Below are 18,881 nucleotides of genomic sequence, written 5' to 3'. Positions count from 1 at the left end.
GGTAATACTCTGAACTTCATTTGAACCATTTACCAGGTCTGCCTGGACGAGAAGCAATATGTTCAAATTAAAACTACTCAGCATCAGCACAATCTTCATTCTGGCTGGTTGTGTCTCTCTGGCGCCTGAATATCAGCGTCCGGCAGCACCGGTACCCCAGCAGTTTTCACTGTCCCGTAACAGCCTGACGCCAGCGGTGAATGGCTATCAGGATACGGGCTGGCGTAACTTTTTTGTCGATCCCCAGGTCACCCGGCTGATTACTGAAGCCCTGACTAATAACCGTGATTTGAGAATGGCTGCACTGAAGGTTGAAGAGGCCCGGGCCCAGTTCAACGTCACGGATGCAGATCGTTATCCCCAGCTGAATGCCTCATCCGGGATCACATACAGCGGTGGTCTGAAAGGTGACAAGCCGACCACACAGGAGTACGACGCAGGTCTGGAGTTCAGTTATGAGCTCGATTTTTTCGGCAAACTTAAGAACATGAGTGATGCTGATCGCCAGAACTACTTTGCCAGCGAAGAAGCCCGTCGGGCCGTACACATCCTGCTGGTATCCAACGTTTCACAAAGCTATTTCAGCCAGCAACTGGCGTACGAACAACTTCGTATTGCGCGGGAAACGCTGAAAAATTATCAACAGTCCTATGCTTTCGTTGAGCAGCAGCTCGTGACCGGGAGTACGAACGTTCTGGCACTTGAACAGGCGCGAGGACAAATCGAAAGTACCCGCGCCGAAATAGCCAAACGAGAAGGCGATCTGGCTCAGGCAAACAATGCCCTGCAACTGGTGCTGGGAACGTACCGCGCACTTCCGTCAGAAAAAGGGATGAAAGGCGGGGAGATAGCCCCAGTAAAATTGCCACCAAATCTGTCTTCACAAATTTTGCTGCAGCGACCGGATATTATGGAAGCGGAATATCAGCTGAAAGCGGCTGATGCCAATATTGGCGCAGCGCGAGCGGCCTTTTTCCCCTCAATTACCCTGACCAGTGGTCTTTCCGCAAGCAGTACGGAGCTGTCCAGCCTGTTTACGTCAGGAAGTGGAATGTGGAATTTTATCCCTAAAATTGAAATTCCTATATTTAATGCTGGCAGGAATAAAGCCAATCTGAAGCTGGCTGAAATTCGCCAGCAACAGTCGGTGGTTAATTACGAACAAAAAATTCAGTCAGCCTTTAAGGATGTTTCCGACACGCTTGCGCTGCGCGACAGCCTTAGCCAGCAACTTGAGTCACAGCAGCGTTATCTTGATTCACTTCAGATAACTCTCCAGCGTGCCAGAGGATTATATTCCAGTGGTGCTGTCAGTTACATTGAAGTGCTGGATGCAGAGCGTTCTCTCTTCGCTACGCAGCAAACCATTCTCGATCTTACCTATTCCCGGCAGGTTAACGAAATTAATCTGTTTACCGCACTGGGTGGCGGTTGGGTAGAGTAAATTTATTTCATTAATCAGGAAATTTAAAATGCGTAATTCACTTAAAGCCGTTTTATTTGGTGCCTTCTCTGTCATGTTTTCTGCCGGTCTTCATGCTGAAACACATCAGCATGGCGATATGAATACTGCCAGTGATGCTTCGGTACAGCAGGTTATCAAGGGCACCGGTGTCGTTAAAGAAATTGATATAAATAGTAAAAAGATCACCATTTCGCACGAAGCAATCCCTGCGGTGGGCTGGCCTGCAATGACCATGCGCTTCACTTTTGTTAATGCAGACGACGCTATCAATGCCCTGAAAACCGGCAACCATGTCGATTTCTCGTTTATTCAGCAGGGTAATATTTCTTTACTTAAAAGCATTAACGTGACGCAGTCCTGATTGGCTGTCCGGAGCGATTACATCCTGTGCGCCTGTACATTCACATAGGTATATGTGTGAGTTAACCGTCAGGCGCATATGCCAGGTGTTTTGATTTTTTAGCGGAAAATTGTATGGCTTCTTTAAAGATAAAATATGCTGCAATAATTATCAGCAGCCTCATAGCAGGGGGGCTGATATCGGTTACTGCCTGGCAGTATGTAAACTCAGCACAAAAGACAGAAAAAACAGAACAAAAGGCACCGGAACGAAAGGTGCTTTTCTGGTATGACCCAATGAAACCGGATACCAAATTTGATAAACCCGGAAAATCGCCCTTTATGGATATGGACCTGGTGCCAAAATATGCTGATGACAGTGGCGATAAAAGCAGTGGCGGGATCCGTATCGACCCAACCCAGGTTCAGAATCTGGGATTAAAAACGCAAAAAGTCACGCGAGGAATGCTGAATTATTCTCAGACAATCCCGGCTAATGTCAGCTATAACGAGTATCAGTTTGTTATTGTGCAGGCGCGTTCTGACGGGTTTGTCGAAAAAGTCTACCCCATGACGATTGGCGATCATGTGAAGAAGGGGACGCCACTTATCGATATTACCATTCCGGACTGGGTGGAAGCACAGAGTGAATTCCTTCTGTTATCCAGCACCGGTGGTACTTCCACGCAAATTAAAGGCGTTCTGGAACGGCTTCGCCTGGCAGGTATGCCGGAAGAGGATATTCAGAGACTGCGTTCTACCCGGAGCATTCAGACCCGTTTTACCATTAAAGCACCTATTGATGGTGTCATTACTGCATTTGACCTGCGCACCGGCATGAATATTTCGAAAGATAAGGTGGTGGCTCAGATTCAGGGAATGGACCCGGTCTGGATCAGCGCTGCAGTGCCAGAATCTATCGCCTATCTGCTGAAAGATACGTCGCAGTTTGAAATTTCGGTACCGGCTTATCCGGATAAAACATTCCATGTCGAAAAATGGAATATTCTTCCCAGCGTGGATCAGACAACCCGTACGCTTCAGGTCCGTCTCCAGGTTTCTAATAAGGATGAGTTTCTCAAGCCGGGCATGAATGCCTATCTGAAACTGAATACCAGAAGCCAGGAGATGCTGCTGATACCAAGCCAGGCCGTTATCGATACCGGCAAAGAACAGCGCGTGATTACTGTTGATGATGAAGGCAAGTTTGTGCCGAAACAGATCCACGTTCTGCATGAGTCACAGCAACAGTCCGGCATCGGCTCCGGCCTGAATGAAGGCGATACCGTGGTGGTCAGTGGCCTGTTCCTCATTGACTCTGAAGCCAATATTACGGGCGCACTGGAACGTATGCGCCACCCTGAAAAAACAGAAAGCAGTATGCCAGCAATGTCTGACCAGCCTGTAAATATGCATTCAGGGCACTGAGGAGACGACGATGATTGAATGGATTATCCGGCGCTCTGTCGCCAACCGTTTCCTGGTCATGATGGGGGCCCTGTTTCTCAGCATCTGGGGCACATGGACGATTATTAACACGCCTGTCGATGCCTTGCCTGACCTGTCAGATGTGCAGGTCATTATCAAAACCAGCTATCCCGGCCAGGCCCCGCAGATTGTAGAAAACCAGGTCACCTATCCACTTACCACCACCATGCTGTCCGTGCCTGGCGCAAAAACCGTGCGTGGTTTTTCACAGTTCGGTGATTCGTATGTGTATGTCATTTTTGAAGACGGCACCGATCTGTACTGGGCCCGTTCCCGCGTGCTGGAGTACCTGAACCAGGTACAGGGAAAACTGCCCGCCGGTGTGAGTTCTGAAATCGGTCCGGACGCCACGGGGGTGGGCTGGATATTTGAATATGCCCTTGTCGATCGCAGCGGAAAACACGACCTTTCAGAACTGCGTTCTCTGCAGGACTGGTTCCTGAAATTTGAGCTGAAAACCATCCCGAACGTGGCTGAGGTCGCTTCGGTTGGCGGCGTGGTGAAACAGTACCAGATTCAGGTCAATCCGGTAAAACTGTCTCAGTATGGTATCAGCCTGCCCGAAGTGAAACAGGCCCTTGAATCGTCTAACCAGGAGGCCGGTGGCTCATCCGTTGAAATGGCCGAAGCTGAGTATATGGTCCGTGCCAGCGGTTATCTTCAGAGCATTGATGATTTTAATAACATCGTCCTGAAAACAGGCGAGAACGGCGTGCCGGTTTATCTGCGGGATGTTGCCCGCGTGCAGACCGGGCCTGAAATGCGGCGTGGTATTGCCGAGCTGAACGGCCAGGGCGAAGTCGCTGGCGGCGTGGTGATCCTGCGGTCGGGTAAAAATGCACGCGACGTTATCACGGCAGTGAGGGATAAACTTGAGACGCTGAAGGCCAGCCTGCCGGAAGGCGTTGAAATCGTGACCACCTACGATCGCAGCCAGCTCATCGACCGGGCGATTGATAACCTCAGTTCCAAACTTCTGGAAGAGTTTATCGTGGTGGCCATCGTCTGTGCCCTGTTCCTGTGGCACGTACGTTCTGCCCTGGTGGCGATTATCTCTCTGCCGCTTGGTCTGTGTATCGCCTTTATCGTCATGCACTTCCAGGGACTGAACGCCAATATCATGTCGCTGGGAGGGATAGCGATTGCCGTCGGTGCGATGGTGGATGCCGCCATTGTGATGATTGAGAATGCGCATAAGCGGCTTGAGGAGTGGGATCATCAGCATCCTGGTGAGCAGATTGACAACGCCACCCGCTGGAAGGTGATTACCGATGCCTCCGTTGAAGTGGGACCCGCACTGTTTATCAGCCTGCTGATCATCACCCTGTCCTTTATTCCTATCTTTACCCTGGAAGGTCAGGAAGGACGTCTGTTTGGCCCGCTGGCATTCACGAAAACGTACTCCATGGCGGGCGCGGCCGCGCTGGCCATCATCGTCATTCCGATTCTGATGGGATTCTGGATCCGGGGGAAAATTCCTGCAGAGACCAGTAACCCCCTGAACCGGGTACTGATCAAAGCGTATCATCCATTGCTGTTGCGGGTTCTCCACTGGCCAAAAACAACCCTGCTGGTTGCGGCCTTGTCCATTTTCACCGTTATCTGGCCGCTGAGCCAGGTGGGCGGTGAGTTTCTGCCGAAGATTAACGAGGGCGACCTGTTGTATATGCCGTCGACCCTGCCGGGTGTCTCTCCGGCTGAAGCTGCAGCGCTCCTGCAGACGACGGACAAGTTAATCAAAAGCGTTCCTGAAGTGGCCTCTGTATTTGGCAAGACCGGTAAAGCAGAGACCGCCACGGATTCCGCACCGCTCGAAATGGTTGAAACCACGATCCAGCTCAAACCTGAGGATCAGTGGCGTCCAGGCATGACGATTGACAAGATTATTGAAGAACTCGACAGGACCGTCCGTTTACCGGGGCTGGCAAACCTCTGGGTGCCGCCAATCCGTAACCGTATTGATATGCTCTCAACCGGGATCAAAAGCCCGATAGGTATCAAGGTGTCCGGAACGGTTCTGTCCGATATCGATGCAACGGCGCAGAGTATCGAAGCGGTCGCCAAAACCGTACCCGGCGTAGTGTCTGCTCTCGCAGAGCGACTGGAAGGCGGGCGCTACATTGATGTGGATATCAACCGGGAAAAAGCCTCCCGCTACGGAATGACGGTGGGCGATGTGCAGCTGTTCATCTCATCAGCCATCGGTGGGGCTATGGTGGGTGAGACGGTTGAAGGCGTGGCCCGGTACCCGATTAATATCCGCTATCCGCAGGATTACCGGAACAGCCCGCAGGCCCTGAAACAGATGCCGATCCTGACCCCGATGAAGCAGCAGATCACGCTGGGCGATGTTGCGGATATTAAGGTCGTTTCCGGGCCGACTATGCTGAAAACGGAAAATGCCCGTCCAGCCAGCTGGATTTACATTGACGCGCGCGGCAGGGATATGGTGTCGGTGGTTAATGACATTAAAACGGCGATCAGTCAGAAAGTGAAACTGAGACCGGGTACCAGCGTGTCATTCTCCGGACAGTTTGAACTGCTTGAGCATGCCAACAAGAAACTGAAGCTGATGGTGCCGATGACGGTGATGATCATCTTCATCCTGTTGTATCTGGCATTCCGCCGGGTTGATGAAGCCCTGCTGATCCTGATGAGCCTGCCGTTCGCCCTGGTTGGCGGGATATGGTTCCTGTACTGGCAGGGCTTCCATATGTCTGTCGCAACCGGAACGGGGTTTATCGCTCTGGCCGGGGTGGCAGCAGAGTTTGGCGTGGTCATGCTGATGTATCTGCGTCATGCCATTGAAGCGCACCCGGAATTGTCCCGTAAAGAGACGTTCACACCGGAAGGCCTTGATGAAGCCCTCTATCATGGTGCCGTACTGCGTGTCCGGCCGAAAGCCATGACCGTGGCGGTGATCATTGCGGGTCTGCTGCCAATACTCTGGGGAACCGGTGCAGGTTCAGAAGTCATGAGCCGTATCGCGGCACCCATGATTGGTGGGATGATCACGGCTCCGCTGCTGTCCCTGTTCATTATTCCTGCCGCCTACAAATTAATCTGGCTGCGTAGACATAAAAAAAGCGTGTCCTGAACCTGAAAGGGCACCCCCTGTGGGTGTCCTTCTTTACTGATTCACCCTGACGTCAGGGTTTAAATCGATAATATACAGAGGTGAGTATGAAAAAAGTGGTTCTGATGGCGCTGGCTCTCGGCCTTTCACTGCCCGCGATGGCGAGTGAAAAAGTGATTGATATGTACAAATCTGAAAACTGTGGCTGTTGTTCCCTGTGGGGCAAGGCGATGGAAAAAGACGGGTTTGAAGTACGAACTCACGTCATGAATGATCAGGCGCTGTCAGCCCTGAAAGAAAAGCATGCTATTCCTGCAGGACTGCGAAGTTGTCATACCGCGGTTGCCGGTAATTTGATCATTGAAGGCCATGTGCCTGCGACAACGATACATAAGGCAATGCAGTCTGGTTCAGGTATATACGGTCTCGCCACCCCCGGTATGCCAGCAGGAAGTCCTGGAATGGAGATGGGAGCCCGAAAAGAGGCTTACGATGTTATCGCATTCTCACCGGATGGAAGTAAAAAAGTCTTCCAGCGAATCGAATAGTCAGCGGAACGGCTGATAACGGGACGCCGGCAGCAGGCACTCTTATGCCGGCGGCATTCGTGGTAATCGCATCCATGACATACCCTGAAGACAGAAGATGCTTCGGTATGCATAAGGAGAGTTACTGTGAAAAATGACAATGCAGTGCAACACAACAACCAGACTGCTTCTGAGCAGACATTATCCCCGGACGAGGGCCACGTATTGCATAAGGTGAGAGATCCCGTGTGCGGGATGGACATCCTGCCCGACAGGGCGCACAGCAGCATTCGATACCAGGACCACCAACTTTATTTCTGCTCCGCCAGCTGTGAGAGTAAATTTAAAGCCCATCCCGATCGTTATCTTACCGAAGATGCCAGTGAACATTCCCATCACCATCACCATCACCACGATCATCACGAAGTCAGCCCTGATCAGATAAAACAGCCTCACCACCAGGCGGAGAAAGAGAATTCTGAAGGTGTGTGGACATGTCCGATGCACCCGGAGATACGCCGCAGTGGTCCCGGAAGCTGTCCTGTCTGTGGAATGGCACTGGAGCCGCTCGTAGCTACGGCATCCACGGGGCCAAGTGATGAACTTCGCGACATGACAAGACGCTTCTGGCTGGGGTTGTTGCTGGCGTTTCCGGTTCTGGTACTCGAAATGGGATCTCATCTGTTTCCCGCCTTGAGGAATACAGTACCGCCACAGCACAACACATGGCTGCAGCTGCTTCTGGCCTCTCCTGTCGTGTTGTGGTGTGGCTGGCCATTCTTCGCCCGGGCCGGAATGTCGTTACGTAACCGCTCCCTGAATATGTTTACCCTTGTTGCAATGGGCACCGGCGTAGCCTGGGTGTACAGCGTCATTGCAACCGTCTTCCCCTCCTGGTTTCCTGCATCGTTCAGAAACATGGATGGCCTGGTGGCCGTTTATTTTGAAGCCGCAGCAGTTATTACGGTGCTTGTTCTGCTGGGACAGGTTCTTGAGCTGCGGGCACGGGAACAAACCTCAGGTGCCATTACTGCACTACTGAATCTTGCCCCCAAAACCGCCAGGCGGCTGGATCATGACGGTCATGAAACGGATATTAATGCGGAAGATGTTCTGCCTGGCGATAAGCTCCGCATCAGACCAGGAGAGAGTATTCCGGTCGACGGTATTGTGATCGAAGGCAAAACAACCGTTGATGAATCGATGGTGACCGGGGAATCTATGCCGGTTACCAAAACGGAGGGTGACCCTGTCATCGGGGGGACCATTAATCAGACAGGGAGTCTCATCATCCGTGCAGAGAAAGTCGGTGATGAAACAATGCTCTCACGAATTGTTCAGATGGTCGCTGATGCACAGCGTTCGCGTGCCCCCATCCAGAGAATGGCTGACAGCGTTTCAGGCTGGTTTGTTCCTCTGGTGATACTTATCGCGGTTGTTGCTTTCGTGATCTGGTCTGTCTGGGGGCCCGAGCCCAGGATGGCGCACGGTCTCATTGCGGCTGTGTCGGTCCTGATTATTGCCTGTCCCTGCGCGCTGGGGCTGGCCACGCCGATGTCGATAATGGTGGGGGTGGGCAAAGGAGCCCAGGCCGGGGTGTTAATCAGGAATGCCGAAGCCCTTGAGCGTCTTGAAAAAGTGGACACGCTGGTTGTCGACAAAACAGGCACGCTCACGGAAGGTTCGCCTACGGTGACAGGGATTATCAGTCTCAATCCGGGTGGGGAAACATCTCTTTTGCGTGTAACAGCCGCAGTGGAAAAAGGCTCGCAGCATCCGCTGGGTATGGCAGTAGTTAAAGCAGCACAGGAAAAGGGGATCGCAATACCCGCAGTCACTCATTTCGATGCACCGTCGGGTAAAGGTGTCTCAGGCGATGTCGAAGGTCAACGGGTTGTTATTGGTAATGAACTGGCTATGCAGGAAAACAGTATCGTTATTGATAATCAAAAGGCCGTTGCGGATACGTTGCGGATGGAAGGCGCTACCGTTATCTATGTGGCCACAGACGGGGACCTTGCAGGCCTGATAGCTATCTCGGATCCCGTGAAAACAACCACGCCGGATGCGCTTAAAGCTTTGCGTCAGGCGGGGATCCGCATTGTTATGCTCACCGGGGATAACCAGCTTACTGCTGAAGCAGTCGCACGGAAACTGGGAATAGATGAGGTTGAAGCCGGAATTCTGCCGGATGGCAAAAAAGCAGTGATAACCCGACTGAAAGAGTCTGGCCATGTGGTTGCGATGGCCGGAGACGGTGTGAATGATGCCCCGGCGCTGGCAGCGGCTGACGTGGGTATAGCCATGGGAACGGGTACAGATGTGGCAATTGAAAGTGCCGGAGTCACCCTTCTCAAAGGCGACTTGATGATACTGAACAGGGCCCGTCATCTGTCAGAGATCACCATGAAAAATATCCGTCAGAATCTGTTTTTTGCATTTATCTACAACGCACTTGGCGTGCCTGTGGCTGCAGGTCTGCTTTATCCTGTGTATGGAATACTGCTGTCGCCAGTTATTGCGGCGGCGGCCATGGCTCTTTCCTCCGTCAGCGTCATTGTGAATGCGTTGCGTCTGAAAAGTGTCAGGCTCGGGAAATAACACTGAGTGAAGGGTCAGTTACGAACAGAAGGAGTCCAGTATGAAAAGTACCACCTATGCGCTTATTGCTGTCGCCGCGATCGCGGCATTTGCCCTCCTGCGCGAACACTGGTCACATGTGGCAGGTTACTGGCCATATCTGTTATTGCTGGTCTGCCCGCTAATGCATCTTTTCCACGGCCACGGAGGGCATGGAGATCATCAACATCACGGAAGTGAAAACGATAAAAAAAATTAATCCGGCAGACGGGGCCGCGTCGCGGTCCCGTTATCAGTCCAGGTATCGTTCGTAGTCTCTGGCATGCGCAAAGGCATGCTGTTCGAGTTTGTTATCAGCGGGTGCCGCTGCCCGGAACGCCAGAGAGTTAACAGGGTTGTTATTGATGACCAGCTCGTAATGCAGATGAGGACCGGATGAACGTCCGCTGTTACCGGATAACGCAATAGCACCTCCCCGTGTAACCCTGGCCCCTTTAGTAACGAGTATTTTATTGAGGTGGAGATAGCGAGTTTTAACACCGGCTTTTCCCGTTACTTCAACAAAATATCCCATGGTACTGTTGTATTCGGCCCGGGTGATTTTTCCGTCGATGACGCTGACTATTTTCGTGTTCATGGGCATGGAATAATCAATGCCATTATGGGGACTCACTTTTCCCGATACCGGGTTAAGTCTTGCAGGATTGAAAGGCGAACTGAGTCTTGCTGTGGCCGGTAACGGATAATCGAGACTGCCTTTCCCGGAAGTATCGGAAAGGTTATAGAACTTTTTATCTGATATACGATACGCCGTGTAATTAAATGAACCGGACGTAAATTTATAGGCCACGACACGTGATTTTCCCGCTTTCTTTTGCAGTACGAGTTTTAATGATTCATTTTTTTTCAAATGCCGCAGATTAAACCGGGAAGGCAAGGAGCGCTGAAGAGTAGCGATCTCGTTCGATTCCAGCCCCGAGCGGGTGGCTGAAAGGTAGGCATTTTCTTTTACGACATCGGTAGAATACATTTACTGGAATTCGCCGTTAGCATGAACACTGCGGCGTATGCTAGGGGTTTTCAGGAGGCGTGTCATCTGTCAGTTAATCGGGAGCACCGTTGATGGTCGTCATTTTTGTAACATATCTTGTTTCCCGTTTGCTCCTGAAGCTCTGGGAACTGTATGACCAGCCCGACGGTGATGATTAACGGGACTGAAACAGGTTACGGCAGAGCAATATGGGGCTCATGTCCTGCTACGTAACCCGTCAGTAAAGCCCTGCTGCGCACCTGACGCTAAGCACTAACCCGCCTGCAGTTACCTGGTCGAATACAGCCCGCGAAGCTTTCTTGCCTGCGTCTGATGTGCTTCCGCACCGGCATTATTGACCTGCTCATGCACGAGAGCGGCTTTTTCTCCGGCATTCAGTTCGTTAAAAGAAGAAGACGAGGTCTTTGAATTTGCATCACTGCCGGACAGCATTTTTTTATGTTCCTCAATCATTTTCTGATGCGCATAGGACGCGCTGTTGTTCATAAATGAATGAGCAACAATGGCCCTTTCATGTTCATTCATTTCAGAGAATGAGGGCGTGTTGTTTTTATTAACCCTGTCCGGTAAGTTTTCATGCGTCGAGTAATTCACATGACTGACGGCTGAGGCATTATTAACAAATCGATGTGCTTCATGGGCAATATCACTGGACTGAGCAAAAGCTGCCCCACAAAATAAAGCTGTAAACGCAGTGGTCGTGATTAATATATTCATGTGTAATTACCTTCTGAGGTACATAAAAGATGTCCTTATGATCATATATAAAAATAATCAACCTGTGGGGAAGATGACGTAAATGTAATACAGCTATGTACATTACACGATTGTAATGAATTTGTTTCTTAAGGTGTGCTAGATTCATTTCATTGTAAGTGGATGAACCAGTAATTTAATTTAAATCGGTTCTCGAATTCTGTCAGTAACCATACTTTAAATAAGGGAATGCGCATGCTGTTGAAAACGTCTCGACGAACTTTCCTGAAGGGGTTAACCCTCTCTGGCGTAGCCGGAAGTCTTGGCGTATGGAGTTTCAATGCGCGTTCCAGTCTGAGCCTGCCAGTTGCCGCATCCCTGCAGGGTACTCAGTTTGACCTGACCATTGGTGAAACGGCCGTCAATATCACGGGCAGTGAGCGTCAGGCCAAAACAATCAATGGAGGCCTGCCGGGGCCCGTTCTTCGCTGGAAAGAAGGTGACACCATTACCCTGAAGGTCAAAAACCGTCTTAATGAACAGACGTCCATTCACTGGCACGGCATTATTCTTCCGGCCAATATGGATGGTGTTCCGGGGCTGAGTTTTATGGGCATAGAGCCTGATGATACCTACGTTTACACCTTTAAGGTTAAGCAGAACGGGACTTACTGGTACCACAGCCATTCCGGTCTGCAGGAACAGGAGGGGGTATACGGTGCCATTATCATCGATGCCAGGGAGCCAGAACCGTTTGCTTACGATCGTGAGCATGTGGTCATGTTGTCTGACTGGACCGATGAAAATCCTCACAGCCTGCTGAAAAAATTAAAAAAACAGTCGGATTACTACAATTTCAATAAACCAACCGTTGGCTCTTTTTTCCGCGACGTGAATACCAGGGGGCTGTCAGCCACCATTGCCGATCGGAAAATGTGGGCTGAAATGAAAATGAATCCGACTGACCTCGCGGATGTCAGTGGCTACACCTACACCTATCTCATGAACGGGCAGGCCCCGCTGAAAAACTGGACCGGACTGTTCCGTCCCGGTGAAAAGATACGCTTACGGTTTATCAACGGATCGGCAATGACCTATTTCGATATCCGTATCCCCGGGCTGAAAATGACGGTCGTGGCTGCAGATGGCCAGTATGTAAACCCGGTTACCGTTGACGAATTCAGGATTGCCGTTGCCGAAACCTATGATGTCATTGTGGAGCCTCAGGGTGAGGCCTATACCATCTTCGCACAATCCATGGACAGGACCGGTTACGCTCGAGGGACACTGGCCACGAGAGAGGGGTTAAGTGCTGCCGTTCCCCCCCTCGATCCCCGTCCTCTGTTGACCATGGAAGATATGGGTATGGGGGGAATGGGACATGATATGGCAGGAATGGACCACAGCCAGATGGGAGGCATGGATAACAGCGGAGAGATGATGTCTATGGACGGTGCTGACCTTCCGGATAGCGGGACATCCTCCGCGCCCATGGATCACAGCAGCATGGCCGGTATGGATCATTCCCGGATGGCCGGAATGCCGGGTATGCAAAGTCATCCTGCGTCAGAAACGGATAACCCACTGGTTGATATGCAGGCGATGAGCGTCTCTCCGAAATTAAATGATCCGGGTATTGGTCTTCGAAATAACGGAAGAAAGGTTCTCACGTACGCGGATTTGAAAAGCCGCTTTGAGGATCCTGACGGACGTGAACCTGGCCGTACCATAGAACTGCATTTAACCGGCCACATGGAAAAGTTTGCCTGGTCATTTAACGGAATCAAGTTTTCAGATGCCGCACCGGTGCTGCTGAAATACGGTGAGCGGCTCAGGATCACGCTGATCAACGATACCATGATGACTCACCCCATTCACCTGCATGGTATGTGGAGCGATCTGGAAGATGAAAACGGTAATTTCATGGTTCGTAAACACACAATAGATGTTCCCCCTGGTACAAAACGCAGTTACAGAGTGACAGCAGATGCGCTTGGCCGCTGGGCGTATCACTGCCATTTGCTCTATCACATGGAAATGGGAATGTTTCGTGAAGTCCGGGTGGAGGAATGATGCGAATGAAGAGAAATTTGAAGGCCATACCTGTTCTGGTCGCCGGTTTGTTTACCTCACCGCTTTCTATTGCGGCGGGCTCCGTCTCTGCAGATCCCCACGCCGGGCACGACATGTCTGCCATGCAGATGCCAGCAGATGAGAATTTCACTGAGATGACGTCAATGGAGCCCATTGTAACTGAGAGCAGAACGCCAATTCCGCCTGTTACCGATGCCGACCGGAAGGCTGCATTCGGCAATTTACAGGGGCATGCGATTCACGACAGTGCGATTAATTATCTGGTTCTGCTGGATCAACTGGAATGGCAACGGTCGGATAACACCAACAATTTCAGCTGGAGTGTTAACAGCTGGATTGGAGGCGACACAGATCGGATTTGGCTAAAGAGTGAAGGTGAACGAAGCAATGGGGAAACGGAGGCGGCTGAAGCGCAGTTACTCTGGGGACATGCGGTTGGCCCATGGTGGGATTTGGTTGCGGGTGTCAGGCAGGATTTCAGACCTGCTTCTGCCCGGACCTGGGCTGCTGTCGGTTTTCAGGGGCTGGCACTCTATAATTTTGAGTCTGAAATTACGGGTTTTGTCAGTAATGGCGGAAAAGCAGCCCTTCGTCTGGGAGGAGAATACGACGTTTTACTGACTAACCGGCTCATACTCCAGCCATCCTATGAGGTGAATTTCTACAGTCAGGATGATGAATCGCGGGGTCGCGGCAGGGGACTGACTGACACAGAGCTGGGGCTCCGGCTGCGCTATGAAATACGCCGTGAGTTTGCACCCTATATAGGCGTTTCCTGGAATCAACTTTACGGGAAAACATCCGATATGGCGAAAAGAGAAGGTGAGAAAGACCATCAGGTAGTATTCCTGGCGGGAGCCAGAATCTGGTTTTAACGCACTGATATAAAACACTCAACTAAACAGGTAAATAAAATGTCGATTTTAAATAAAGCCATTCTTACAGGTGGCCTCGTTATGGGCGTTGCTTTCTCTGCTATGGCCCATCCGGAATTAAAAAGCTCTGTGCCACAGGCTGATTCAGCCGTAGCGGCCCCGGAAAAGATTCAGCTTAATTTCTCGGAAAATCTGACCGTGAAATTCTCAGGTGCAAAATTAACAATGACGGGTATGAAAGGCATGTCATCACATTCTCCGATGCCGGTCGCGGCAAAAGTGGCGCCAGGCGCTGACCCTAAATCGATGGTCATTATTCCGCGAGAGCCTTTACCCGCTGGCACTTATCGTGTTGACTGGCGCGCGGTTTCTTCAGATACGCACCCTATTACCGGTAATTACACCTTTACAGTGAAGTAATATTATGAACGACCTGATTATGATTGTTATTCGTTTTCTTCTTTATCTGGATTTGATGGTAATATTTGGATTGCCATTTTTTCAGATATATGGAATAAGTGGTGTCAGACATGAAACCTATAACCTGACTAATTTCAGGTCGTTTATAACCTTTGCTGTTGTTACAGGCATCATTCTTACTGGCATTAATATGCTCCTGGTATCTAATGCCATGAGTGGAGTAACTGACCTCAGAGAATTATCCATCCATGTTATCGAGATGGTGATAGAAGAAACTGATGTGGGTATTAGCTGGATTGTCAGGCTCTGTGCCCTGTTTACCACACTCGGTGCTTTGTTCCTTTACACTAATAAGAGAGTATTGTCCTGCCTGCTGATGACGATGAGTGGGGGCGTGGCGCTGGCCACACTTGCCTGGGGAGGACACGCCGTTATGCATGACGGTCTGCATTACTATCTCCATTTACTGAGCGATCTGACCCATCTCGGCGCTGCAGGTGCCTGGACAGGTGCTCTGGTTGCATTTGCTATCCTGCTGATGCGCAGAAACGAGCATAATGCACAGAGCGTCATTGTGATATCTGACTCCCTGGCAAAATTTGCCACGGCAGGAACGGTGATTGTTGTAGCCCTGATCCTGAGTGCGCTGGTCAACTATCTGTATATTGCTGAGGGTAACTTAACTCCCTTATTCAACAGTTCCTGGGGGAGGATATTGCTTGCCAAGACGGCTCTGTTTGTTCTGATGCTTCTTCTGGCTGCAGCAAACCGGTTTCACCTGGGGCCACGGCTTGAAGTTATGGTCAGGGAAGGGAATTATGATCGCAGCGTTGCCCTGATGCGAAACAGCATCCTGACAGAATTCGTTGTTGCGATTATCATTCTGGGCGCCGTAGCGTGGCTCGGAATGCTTGCTCCGTCTCAGGTCAGCTAGGGGACAGCCAAAGCTCATGCGTGAGATTTTTACTTTCATATCAGCGAGTTGACCATGCAGCGTATTTTAATCGTTGAAGACGAACAAAAAACAGGTCGTTACCTGCAGCAGGGACTGGTTGAGGAAGGCTATCAGGCCGATCTCTTTAATAATGGCCGCGATGGTCTCGGGGCCGCGTCGAAGGGACAGTATGATTTGATAATACTGGACGTGATGCTGCCTTTCCTCGACGGGTGGCAAATCATCAGCGCACTGAGGGAGTCCGGGCACGAAGAACCGGTCCTGTTTTTAACCGCAAAGGACAACGTGCGGGACAAAGTGAAAGGACTGGAGCTTGGCGCAGATGACTACCTGATTAAGCCCTTTGATTTTACGGAGCTGGTTGCACGTGTAAGAACCCTACTGCGCCGGGCACGCTCGCAGGCCGCAACAGTCTGCACCATCGCCGATATGACCGTTGATATGGTGCGCCGGACCGTGATCCGTTCGGGGAAGAAGATCCATCTCACCGGTAAAGAATACGTTCTGCTTGAGTTGCTGCTGCAACGCACCGGAGAAGTGTTACCCAGGAGTCTTATCTCGTCCCTGGTCTGGAACATGAATTTTGACAGTGATACGAATGTGATTGATGTCGCCGTGAGACGTCTGAGAAGTAAAATTGATGATGACTTTGAGCCAAAACTGATCCATACCGTTCGCGGTGCCGGATATGTCCTGGAGATCAGAGAAGAGTGAGGTTCAAAATTTCCCTGACCACACGCCTGAGCCTGATTTTTTCTGCGGTGATGCTTACGGTATGGTGGTTATCAAGTTTTATCCTGATTAGCACCCTTAATGGCTATTTCGATAATCAGGACCGCGATTTTCTGACAGGTAAACTTCAGCTCACCGAAGAGTTTCTTAAAACAGAGACGTTCCGGAACAAAACGGATATTAAGTCATTATCAGAAAAAATAAACGATGCGATGGTAGGGCACAATGGTTTATTCATTTCTATAAAAAACATGGAAAATGAAAAAATTGTTGAACTCTATGCCAAAAATTCTGTTGTTCCAGCGGTCCTGCTTAATAAGTCGGGTGATATTCTCGACTATATGATCCAGACGGAAGAAAATAACACCGTGTACCGCAGTATCTCGCGGCGGGTTGCCGTGACGCCGGAACAGGGTAAAAGCAAACATGTCATCATTACGGTTGCCACGGATACTGGGTATCACACCCTGTTTATGGACAAACTCAGTACCTGGCTGTTCTGGTTCAATATCGGTCTGGTCTTTATTTCTGTTTTTCTGGGCTGGCTGACCACACGTATTGGTCTGAAACCGTTACGGGAAATGACCAGTCTGGCTTCCTCCATGACTGTACACAGCCTGGATCAGCGTCTAAATCCCGATCTGGCTCCGCCGGAAATCTCTGAGACCATGCAGGAGTTCAATAATATGTTTGATCGCCTGGAGGGGGCATTCCGGAAACTGTCAGATTTCTCGTCTGACATCGCGCATGAGCTGCGCACACCAGTCAGTAATCTGATGATGCAGACGCAGTTTGCACTGGCTAAGGAAAGGGATGTTTCGCATTACCGCGAAATTTTATTCGCTAACCTGGAAGAACTGAAAAGGTTGTCACGAATGACCAGTGACATGCTTTTTCTGGCACGTTCAGAGCATGGTCTGCTGCGGCTGGATAAACATGATGTGGATCTGGCAGCCGAACTGAATGAATTACGTGAGTTGTTCGAGCCCCTGGCAGACGAAACAGGAAAGACAATCACGGTTGAAGGAGAGGGCGTTGTTGCCGGAGACAGCGATATGCTCCGACGTGCTTTCAGTAACCTGCTTTCCAATGCAATCAAGTATTCTCCCGATAACACCTGTACAGCGATACACCTTGAGCGTGACAGTGACTGTGTGAACGTGATGATTACGAATACGATATCCGGCCAGGTTCCCGCTAATCTGGAACGTTTGTTTGACCGGTTCTATCGCGCAGACTCATCAAGGTTCTACAACACGGAAGGCGCGGGGCTGGGATTATCAATTACAAGGTCGATCATTCATGCTCACGGCGGCGAGCTGTCAGCAGAACAGCAGGGGCGGGAAATTGTGTTCAGTGTGCGTCTGTTAATGGATTAATACCGTTATTCAGGAGAAACCCGGAAGGTGACAAAAATGTCATCGTTCAGTCACGCGATAAACAGAGGCGGTTTTTTATAATCAGCCATAAATCAGGACAGCGTGATAATTCAATCGCCCGGTTCCTGGCGTGATGATCAACCAGCCCTGAGATCAAATGCTTTCTCTGTTATAAGCATTGATTGTTCGGGTATGAAAACACCGGAGACCCAACCATGAAAAAGATCCTTGTATCCTTTATTGCCATGATGGCTGTCGCTTCATCTGCCTGGGCTGCAGAGACAATGAACATGCATGACCAGGTAAATAATGCCCAGGCGCCTGCCCATCAGATGCAATCATCCGCTGAAAAAAGTGCAGTTCAGGGGGAGAGCATGAAAATGATGGATATGAGCGGTCACGATCAGGCCGCAATGTCCCATGAAATGATGCAAAACGGCAATTCTGCTGCCCATCAGGACATGGCTGAAATGCATAAAAAAATGATGAAATCCAAGCCAGCAGCTTCTAACGAAACAGCAAAATCATTTTCCGAAATGAACGAGCATGAGAAAGCCGCTGTTATGCATGAGAAGGCGAATAATGGTCAATCTTCCGTTATTCATCAGCAGCAGGCTGAAAAGCATCGCAGCCAGATCACCCAGAATTAACCCGCAGCTCCACTTGTTAGACCCTCATTTGACGCCGAAGTCACTGGCTTACGCTCCCGTCCGGGAGCGTTTTTTTCCCATATATCAAACTTTAACTCTGAAGAGGTGGAAGTATCTGACCAACACTGTCACGTAACGCCAGATAACTACAAAAACACCTTTTTCCTCCTGTAAATTGCAGTTCCTGCAAGAACATCAAGGCATAATGTTGGAACAGCGTGTGATACACACTTAGTATCATGTTTTGTATGTGTTTTTTTTAAAAGTTTACAACTTTAAAGTCTTTTTCAGGTTAAAGGATACAACTTTAATGTCTCTACACAACTGATCGTGGTTGCCATACTGGGGACGTCTCAGAAAACGGAAAATAAAGCACGTTAAGCCCATTGCAGACTCTAGATATTGACGAGTACGTCGGGTTTTCTCTTGTTTGAGTTGCCTCTTGTGGTAAGATAGTAATCAATTACTATCTTACAAGGAGTGCTCGTTGACACCCATCCAAAGCATCTGCCGGCCGATGAACGTCGTGCCGTAACTGTCGAGTCCGTCGTGGC

General features: G+C 50.2%; 16 protein-coding genes and 1 pseudogene. 15 read left to right on the top strand and 2 right to left on the bottom strand.

The window, feature by feature from the left end; genetic code table 11:
* Window positions 1–58: 58 nt before the first annotated feature.
* From silC to M2374_RS21645, 7 genes are all read left to right on the top strand, one after another.
* Window positions 59–1,444, top strand: a complete 1,386-nt coding sequence (gene silC, locus M2374_RS21675) for a Cu(+)/Ag(+) efflux RND transporter outer membrane channel SilC (protein WP_038633711.1) — start codon at window positions 59–61, stop codon at window positions 1,442–1,444.
* A gap of 28 nt (window positions 1,445–1,472) precedes the next feature.
* On the top strand, window positions 1,473–1,826 hold the full coding sequence (cusF, locus tag M2374_RS21670) for a cation efflux system protein CusF (protein ID WP_008786772.1): 354 nt from the start codon (window positions 1,473–1,475) through the stop codon (window positions 1,824–1,826).
* A 113-nt stretch (window positions 1,827–1,939) separates the two neighbouring features.
* Window positions 1,940–3,232, top strand: coding sequence for a Cu(+)/Ag(+) efflux RND transporter periplasmic adaptor subunit SilB (gene silB / locus M2374_RS21665; RefSeq protein WP_000157620.1), 1,293 nt, complete (start codon window positions 1,940–1,942; stop codon window positions 3,230–3,232).
* Between the two features lie 10 nt (window positions 3,233–3,242).
* Window positions 3,243–6,389 carry a Cu(+)/Ag(+) efflux RND transporter permease subunit SilA gene (gene silA, locus M2374_RS21660; RefSeq protein WP_032620969.1) on the top strand — a complete coding sequence of 1,049 codons (3,147 nt, stop codon included), beginning with the start codon at window positions 3,243–3,245 and terminating at the stop codon, window positions 6,387–6,389.
* 86 nt (window positions 6,390–6,475) lie between these two features.
* Window positions 6,476–6,916, top strand: coding sequence for a DUF411 domain-containing protein (locus tag M2374_RS21655; protein ID WP_000758228.1), 441 nt, complete (start codon window positions 6,476–6,478; stop codon window positions 6,914–6,916).
* Between the two features lie 126 nt (window positions 6,917–7,042).
* Complete coding sequence (gene silP, locus M2374_RS21650) at window positions 7,043–9,496, top strand: Ag(+)-translocating P-type ATPase SilP (RefSeq protein ID WP_038633697.1); 2,454 nt, start codon at window positions 7,043–7,045, stop codon at window positions 9,494–9,496.
* A gap of 40 nt (window positions 9,497–9,536) precedes the next feature.
* Window positions 9,537–9,734, top strand: a complete 198-nt coding sequence (locus M2374_RS21645) for a DUF2933 domain-containing protein (protein WP_000843494.1) — start codon at window positions 9,537–9,539, stop codon at window positions 9,732–9,734.
* Between the two features lie 33 nt (window positions 9,735–9,767).
* Here the strand turns inward: M2374_RS21645 and M2374_RS21640 are convergent, their stop codons facing one another.
* Window positions 9,768–10,505 (bottom strand): peptidoglycan DD-metalloendopeptidase family protein, encoded by a 738-nt coding sequence (locus M2374_RS21640; protein WP_000287501.1) that lies wholly within the window; start codon window positions 10,503–10,505, stop codon window positions 9,768–9,770.
* Between the two features lie 288 nt (window positions 10,506–10,793).
* Complete coding sequence (locus M2374_RS21635) at window positions 10,794–11,243, bottom strand: hypothetical protein (protein ID WP_003032836.1); 450 nt, start codon at window positions 11,241–11,243, stop codon at window positions 10,794–10,796.
* A 234-nt stretch (window positions 11,244–11,477) separates the two neighbouring features.
* On the opposite strand from M2374_RS21635, the gene pcoA reads away from it, so the two are divergent.
* From pcoA to M2374_RS22300, 8 genes and pseudogenes are all read left to right on the top strand, one after another.
* Window positions 11,478–13,295 (top strand): multicopper oxidase PcoA, encoded by a 1,818-nt coding sequence (gene pcoA / locus M2374_RS21630; RefSeq protein WP_000925242.1) that lies wholly within the window; start codon window positions 11,478–11,480, stop codon window positions 13,293–13,295.
* Window positions 13,296–13,300: 5 nt separating this feature from the next.
* Complete coding sequence (pcoB, locus tag M2374_RS21625) at window positions 13,301–14,191, top strand: copper resistance outer membrane transporter PcoB (protein ID WP_074133539.1); 891 nt, start codon at window positions 13,301–13,303, stop codon at window positions 14,189–14,191.
* Between the two features lie 39 nt (window positions 14,192–14,230).
* Entirely contained in the window at window positions 14,231–14,611 is a 381-nt protein-coding gene (gene pcoC / locus M2374_RS21620) for a copper resistance system metallochaperone PcoC (RefSeq protein ID WP_000025662.1), read from the top strand.
* A 55-nt stretch (window positions 14,612–14,666) separates the two neighbouring features.
* On the top strand, window positions 14,667–15,545 hold the full coding sequence (gene pcoD / locus M2374_RS21615; RefSeq protein ID WP_229692861.1) for a copper resistance inner membrane protein PcoD: 879 nt from the start codon (window positions 14,667–14,669) through the stop codon (window positions 15,543–15,545).
* 54 nt (window positions 15,546–15,599) lie between these two features.
* Window positions 15,600–16,280 (top strand): copper response regulator transcription factor PcoR, encoded by a 681-nt coding sequence (pcoR, locus tag M2374_RS21610; protein WP_001188930.1) that lies wholly within the window; start codon window positions 15,600–15,602, stop codon window positions 16,278–16,280.
* Window positions 16,277–17,677, top strand: a complete 1,401-nt coding sequence (gene pcoS, locus M2374_RS21605; RefSeq protein ID WP_006785898.1) for a copper resistance membrane spanning protein PcoS — start codon at window positions 16,277–16,279, stop codon at window positions 17,675–17,677. Before pcoR ends, pcoS begins: the two co-directional genes overlap by 4 nt.
* 215 nt (window positions 17,678–17,892) lie before the next feature.
* Window positions 17,893–18,327, top strand: a complete 435-nt coding sequence (gene pcoE, locus M2374_RS21600; RefSeq protein ID WP_038633679.1) for a copper resistance system metallochaperone PcoE — start codon at window positions 17,893–17,895, stop codon at window positions 18,325–18,327.
* 480 nt (window positions 18,328–18,807) lie between these two features.
* Window positions 18,808–18,881: pseudogene (locus tag M2374_RS22300) on the top strand (TetR/AcrR family transcriptional regulator); the annotation flags it as partial.

The organism is Citrobacter sp. JUb117, from assembly GCF_024809055.1.
Lineage (GTDB): Bacteria > Pseudomonadota > Gammaproteobacteria > Enterobacterales > Enterobacteriaceae > Citrobacter > Citrobacter gillenii.
Note: the sequence above shows the minus strand (reverse complement) of the source record. Positions and strands in the feature narration are given on the sequence as shown.